Origin of the sequence: Undibacterium sp. GrIS 1.8 (assembly GCF_040544445.1) — a bacterium.
GTDB lineage: Bacteria > Pseudomonadota > Gammaproteobacteria > Burkholderiales > Burkholderiaceae_D > Undibacterium.
Map to the genome: position 1 here is coordinate 73,098 of NZ_JBEONQ010000023.1, position 7,091 is coordinate 80,188.

Annotated in this window: 4 protein-coding genes; all 4 read right to left on the minus strand. The window is 44.6% G+C overall.

Features of this window, described 5'->3' with window-relative positions:
• Nucleotides 1–2: 2 nt before the first annotated feature.
• Entirely contained in the window at nt 3–1,112 is a 1,110-nt protein-coding gene (locus AAKU64_RS12660) for an ABC transporter permease (protein WP_354362205.1), read from the minus strand.
• A gap of 39 nt (nt 1,113–1,151) precedes the next feature.
• On the minus strand, nt 1,152–2,090 hold the full coding sequence (locus AAKU64_RS12665; RefSeq protein ID WP_354332133.1) for an ABC transporter permease: 939 nt from the start codon (nt 2,088–2,090) through the stop codon (nt 1,152–1,154).
• 32 nt (nt 2,091–2,122) lie between these two features.
• Entirely contained in the window at nt 2,123–3,964 is a 1,842-nt protein-coding gene (locus AAKU64_RS12670) for an ABC transporter substrate-binding protein (protein WP_354362206.1), read from the minus strand.
• 230 nt (nt 3,965–4,194) lie between these two features.
• Nucleotides 4,195–5,937: an ABC transporter substrate-binding protein gene (locus AAKU64_RS12675; protein ID WP_503012704.1), complete on the minus strand. Its 1,743-nt coding sequence runs from the start codon at nt 5,935–5,937 to the stop codon at nt 4,195–4,197.
• Between the last annotated feature and the right edge of the window lie 1,154 nt (nt 5,938–7,091).

Below are 7,091 nucleotides of genomic sequence, written 5' to 3' on the forward strand. Positions count from 1 at the left end.
CCTTATTTCAGCTTAGGGTCGAGCGCATCGCGCAAGGCATCGGTGAACAGCGAGAAGGCTGTTACCAGCACCGCCATGGCTGCGGTCGCAGCCACTAGCTGCCACCATTTACCCAAGATTAGTTCGTTTTGTGCTTCATTGAGCATACTGCCCCATGACACCACACCGACCGGGACACCAAAACCGAGGAAACTCAAAATCACTTCAGACTTAATAAATCCGACTACCAGAATAGATACTTGCACCAGAGCCACATGACTGACATTCGGGAAGATATGAATAAACATTTTACGGAAATGTGATGCGCCAATCGCGTCTGCTGCCCAGACGTATTCACGATTTTTATGCTTCATGTATTCAGCCCGGATCAGACGGAAAGGTCCAGTCCAGCCGGTAAATGCCAGAATCAAAATGATGGTCGTCACACCTTTTTGTTGCAACACGGCGGCGACCGACAAGATCAATAGCAAGTAAGGGATAGAGGTAAAGATGCTATAGAACCAGTTAAACAGATCGTCCACACGACCACCAAAATAACCGGAGATAGCACCGAATAAGGTCCCTAGCAAAGTCGCCAGAAAAGCCGCTACCAGACCCACCACAATCGAAGTTTCTGCTCCCTTAATCGTTTTCTTAATGATGTCATGACCCCATTTATCTGCACCAAAGGGGAGGGTTGGTACCCGTTCTGCGACGACCGCTTTGCCTTTTTTCGCCAGCTCGGTATAAATTTCTTTCATCTCTGTTGCCAGAGGATCGGGAACACCGTATTCATTGGCGCTAGGCGGTTGTTGATTGCCCGGCGTTTTACGCAGTTCGCGCAAAACATCCGCTAACGGATCAAGCGGGTTTTCTGGTGGTGGTGCTTCGGCTTTTGCTGCTTCAGTTTTCACGGCATCAGCGCCGATAAAACCGGGCGGTGCATAGCTCATCGCGATTTCTTGCTCCCAGTCAGAGGCGATTAAGCCACTGGCGGAGAGCACCAGCACGACTAAAAAAGCTGCCACAACGGACATGGCAATCATGGCGATTTTGTCTGCTCGTAAGCGACGCCATGCTAAGGCCCACAAACCTGGAGAAACTGTTTGATCAGTTGAGTTTTTTGAATTCATTGAATTTGTTGATATTGACGTCGACATTCTCTTTTGGCCTTATTTCAACTGAACTCGTGGATCAACCGCTTGATACAACAGATCGGCTAACAAATTAAATAACATCGTGGCTGCGGCGACGTACACCGTTACTGCTTTGATTAGCGGGAAGTCGCTACTATCTACGGCAGCAATCACCTCGCGGCCTATGCCGGGGATGGAGAAAAAGCGTTCAATCAAAAATGAGCCGACAAGTAGGGCAGGCAAATTTGACATCACATGAGTAATGATGGGAATAGAGGCGTTGCGTAACACATGCACCCATTTAATCCGGCTCTCGGATACACCTTTGGCGCGTGCTGTGCGCACATAGTCCTGGTTAACTTCGTCCAGCACAAAAGTGCGGAATAGACGCAAGCTTGGCGCGACGCTGACTGCCAGTCCTATCAAGATTGGAAGTGCGGAATACTTGAAGAGATTTTCTGCAAAGCTATTGCCCCAACCCTGCACAGGAAACAGTCCTAGCTTATAAGCAAAAAAGTATTGACCAACAATGATGTAGACCAGAATACTGATCGACATGCCAACGGTACATGCCACCATCACACTGCGGTCTGTGAGACTGCCGCGTTTGAATGCAATGCCCAGTGCCAGCGCAATCGCAAACAGCGTTTCGAGAATAGTTAATGGTACTAATACCGTCAGCGATGGTCCTAGGCGCGTAGTAATGATGGATGAGATCGCTTCACCGGTACTCCAACTGGTACCAAAATTAAAGGTCACAATTTGCTTAATGAAAATACCCAGTTGTACGTAGTAGGGCTGGTCTATCCCAAGCTGAGTACGGATGTTGGCGATCTGTGCGGCGTTCGACATTTTGCCTGCGAGGATGTAGGCGGGATCGCCGCCCACCCAATTGAATAAGAAAAACACCAGCAAAATCACTCCCAGCATAGTGGGAGCCATTTGCCATAAGCGACGCAGGATATAGGCTGTCATGGAATACTTTCTAACGATCTAAGGGAGCTTATTTATTTACTTTTTTCGACATCGAAAAACATCCACTCGCCATAAATGATGGGATGCTTTTTGTAGCCGATAACGCGTGCTTGTGCCAGCATATTTCTATAGCGTGCGAAACCCATCATTTGTGCGGTATTGACTTCCATGATGCGTGCCATCTTGTGATAAAGTGCATCGCGTTCCTCTCCGGGATGGAGTTTCTGAGATTCTTCATATAATTTATCGTATTCAGGCAGTTTGACGCAGCCATTATTGGTGCTACCAATATTCGGGCCGTAATACAGTTGCATGAAATTATCACCGTCGGGGTAGTCAGCAATCCATGGCGAGTTGCGAGTTTGAAGCTGGCAGGTTTTTTCCGCTTTTAGCATCTCAGAGAACTGGACTAAGTCCTCTTTCATTTTGATGCCAATCGAGTCGTAGGTTTTTTTCCAGACCTCGGTTTGTAATTTGCCGACTGCTCCGGAGCGGGCTGTGTAGCGGATTTCTAGTGGCTTACCGTCGGGCAGGGTACGGAATCCATCCGGACCTTTTTTGTAGCCAAATTTATCTAGTAAAGCATTGGCTGCGGCGACGTTATATTGAATGCTATTTTTATAGTTGGCATCATATCCAACAACGCCAGGTGGAATCGGGTAATCAAGCTTGACCGCATTGCCGTTGTAAACGATGTCGATTTCTTCCTGAATATTATGTGCAAGTGCTACCGAGCGGCGTAAGGCAATTTTTTCTTTACTTAATCCGCCCCAAACCGGGTCTTGCATATTCCAGTAATAAATACTGGTTTCCGGATCTGGGATGCGTGATAACTGGACGCCCTTTTTGACTAATGCAGGTTTTAATTTGCCGTTGTCTAGTGCCTGAGGTGCCAGAGGACCCTCGAGTTCAAAGATGTCGATTTCACCGCCTTGGAAAGCTAACCAGCGCGACTGATCTTCTATCATGACATTAATTTCTATGCGTCCAATCTGCGGCATGCGCTTGCCCTTCATCGCCGCCATGATTTTTTGATCCTCAGGACTAGCTCCGCCTTTGAAGTCCCAAACATCGCCACGATAATCTGGATTGGCTAACAAAATGATTTTGGAGCCACGTACCCATTCATCCAATGCCACCATATAGGGGCCGGTGCCAACGGGGTGGCCCATAACTTGACCTTGTAAGTCCTGATATTTTTCTATTACTTCCCGCGCGACCGCCCCGGTCGGGTTGTGTGCCAAGATCAAACCAAGATTGAAGTCCGGGCGGGTAAGGTGAATGCGTAGAGTGTATTTGTCTACCAATTCCAGACCAGCGATTTTTGTATCGTAATTAAACTTGTTGGTTTTTTTGGCTTGCTCGGCCAATTCATCTAATCCAACAATTTTCCCCGATAATAACCAGGAGTGAGGTGAAGATAATTTGGGGTCCATCAATCGCTTTAGCGTGTAGATGTAATCCGCCATGGTCAATTCACGTCTTTTGCCATTGAAGGCATCATCAGGCGTAAAGTAAATCCCTTTTTTTAATTTGATGGTGTAGGTTTTTGCGTCGGCAGAAACCTCTGGCATGCTCTCCGCTGCGCGGGGGATCAGTTTGACCGGGCTTGCCAGGTAGTCATAGGAGTACAGAGTTTCAAAGATGACGTAGTTGACACCGTTTGAGTACAAGTCTTTTGCCGCGCCAGGGTCGAAGCCAGTTTCAGCTACATTGAATACCCATTTCAACACTTTGTCAGGATCTGCAGGATTAGTAGCGGCGACGGCTAGTTGTGATGAGCCGATGGAAATGAGGCTGGCAGCGAGCGCTATTTTTCTGAGATGGCGTTGATACTTTTTAAAGAAAGTGTGCATAACTGACTGGGATTTCATTATTACTGGGTCTCCTGCTTAAGTGACCGATTAGGACATTTGATACAACAGTTTTCTGACATAAATATAGGTGTCATATATAGGTGTCATATATAGGTTTCATATATAGGTTTCATATATAGGTTTCATATATAGGTTTCATATATAGGTTTCATATATGGGCGGCATATATCTTTTTGCCTGCCAGCATATTAACTATGATTGTGTTTAACTTGATTAACAATTCGTACTTAATGTGGTGCAACGTCAAGGTACATCCAATCTGAATGGACGATAGGATGTTTTTTAAATCCTTGTATCCAAGGTCTAATTAAATAGCTCCGCACCCTGATGGAATGCATAATCCACGGCGTGTCAGCCTCCATTTGACGACTCATTTGTGAATACAATTTATTGCGTTCTTCACTCGGCGGTAATGAGATCGCTTTTGTATAGAGTGCATCGTAGGCCGGTGACTCATAGCAAGCGTGATTGCCTTGACCAGATTTTGGTCCGTACAGTAATTGAAGGAAGTTTTCGCCATCAGGATAGTCAGCGAGCCACGCGCCGCTCCACATCACGAGTTTGCAAGCACTAGCTGCTTTTAAATTGTCTGCAAAATTGCTGACCGAAAAATCCATGTGAATGCCGAGTTGATCCATCCCGCGTTTAAATATCTCGGCCTGTACTTTATAAATATTAGCTGGCTCCATCGTTTTTTTAATGACTAATGGTGAGCCATCGGGCATCGTGCGGAAGCCGTCAGCACCGCGTTTATAGCCGAAATGGTCTAATAGTTTATTTGCTAAGGGAATATCGTAAGTCAGGCTGCTGCGGTATTTGGGATCAAAGCCCACGACATCGGGTGGAATCAGGCTTTCAGCTTTGATCGCCTGTCCCAAACGCATTTGCGCAATCTCGTCTGTGTTGCTATATGCCATCGCAATCGCACGCCGAAGGGCAATTTTTTCTTTGGTATAACCACCAACTATGGGATCACGCATGTTGAAGAAACTGAATGTCGTGCCTGCGTCAGCGACGCGCTCCATCTTCACGCCTTCTTCGATAAAAGACGCTTTTAATTTATCGCCATCCAGTACAACCGGTGCAGCGATTTGCGGCATTTTGTCGACATCGATTTGCTTATCCTGGAATGCTAGCCAGCGCGATTGTTCTTCTTCGATGATGCTGATTTCCACTTTGCCGACTTGCGGCATCTTCTTACCCTTCATGACTTTGACTATTTGATCGTCCCAGTCTGAACCAGAGGATTTGAAGTCCCAGACATAACCGCGGTATTCAGGGTTTGCGCTCAGAAATATTTTGCTACGCGGCAGATATTTCTCCAGCATATAAGGACCGGTACCGACTGGATGCATGCCAGTTTGATTGCCATAACTTTCAATCACTTCCCTTGCCACCGCACCAAAGCCCGAGTAGGCGACTACATATAAGAAGTTATAGTCAGTTTTTTTCAGTTCAATGCGCAACGTGTATTTATCAATTGCCCTTAGTCCGGCAACTGGCATGTCGTAGTCAAATTTGTTAGTTTTCTTCGCTCTCGCCTGAACTTCATCCATGCCCACAATTTTGCCATCAATGAAACTGGCGTGAGGCGACCGGTTAGCTGGATCAAGTATGCGTTTAAAGCTGTAGACATAGTCTTGCGCAATTAACTCATGCTTTTTACCTTTGAACGCCTCATCCGGTGAGAAGCAAATACCAGGAATGATTTTGAAGATAAATACCTTACCCTCATCACTTACCTCCGGCATTGCCTCAACCGTCTTCGGTACTAACTTAGCTGGACGTGCCAAATAGTCATAACCAAGTAGTGGTTCAAAAATCGCATCAGCTACCCAACCAGAATAATGATTTTGTGTTTTTGCCATATCAAAACCATCATCTGCACCCTCGAAAGCTTGCCGCACAATTTTATTGGGATCTGCTGGGTTGCTCGCTGATGCTGGTGTAACCCCGGTTGCGTAGCTCAAAGAAATTAATCCGATGAGGCCAAGTACATGCAGTTTTGATTTGAATTGATACAGCATCTTGCAACACCTCTTGATTAATTGGTTGTGGCTCTTTTACTGCAACGGGCATTTATTATGAACATGGCTCTAATATGCCGGCTTTGATGCTGCGATCCTGATACTTCGTACGCTATTTTGAGGTGTTATGTAATAGACGTGATGGAGGAGCATCAATACTTAGAACCTAAAAAAGCCGTAACCATAGCGTAAGTCACGGCGATGTGACACATGCTGTAAAAATATTTATCTTATTTTTCCGCACTAAAAAAGCGCGATTTAAACAGAAATATTAAAAACACATCACATTAGAGAGCCGTTGACTAAGTTTTGATGTTGTTCTGCACCAAAATGAATATTTGAGCGCGCGCAATATACAACTGATTATCGAGTGTTTTAAGCGAGAAAAAAAATTTTATTCTGATTGTTTGTGCACAGCAAAATAAAAACGACTTCTATTAAAATTCTACTATCTACGCACCAAATTTTTGCTGCACAGCACAAATTAAATGCATAGCTAAAGTCGAGATTTAGCTATGAAAAGTGGCCTGTTGTTTTTTAGGGAAATCAAAAAAATCGAGTATTGACAGGCCAAGCTTAGAAGTGGTTCCATGCGCCATCAGAAATTTTTTGATTCTTTCATTTTCACTTTTTAGGTAAAAACACAGCTTTTTTTACATATTGATAAGCCGTAAATGCTTTCTTATGAATCAATAGCTGATTAGATTTGATATGGCGCGTATTTTGCTAAGCATTTAAATCTAAATAAAGGAAAAGCGTAACAATTTCCTGGAGGTTTGTTTTGTTCTATTTGCTTAAAATAAGATGAAAGAAAGGGTACGCAAACGGTTGCTTGATCATATAATGCATTTTTTTAGTAAAAATATGCTGCATAAAATTAAGTAATATTGTTCTGTCAGGACTGCGTAAATTGTATTTTTTTATGGTTCTTTTAGATTGATGTTTATTCATCTACTTGGGTCGATTAGCAACAAATAATATGTTGTGGTATTCGGAGGATGTTAGGTATGGATTTTTCAAATCACCAGCAAGAGCCGGGCAAGAAGGTGTTCGGGATAGGGCTGGTAATCGCATTTCACATATTGCTCGTGTATGCC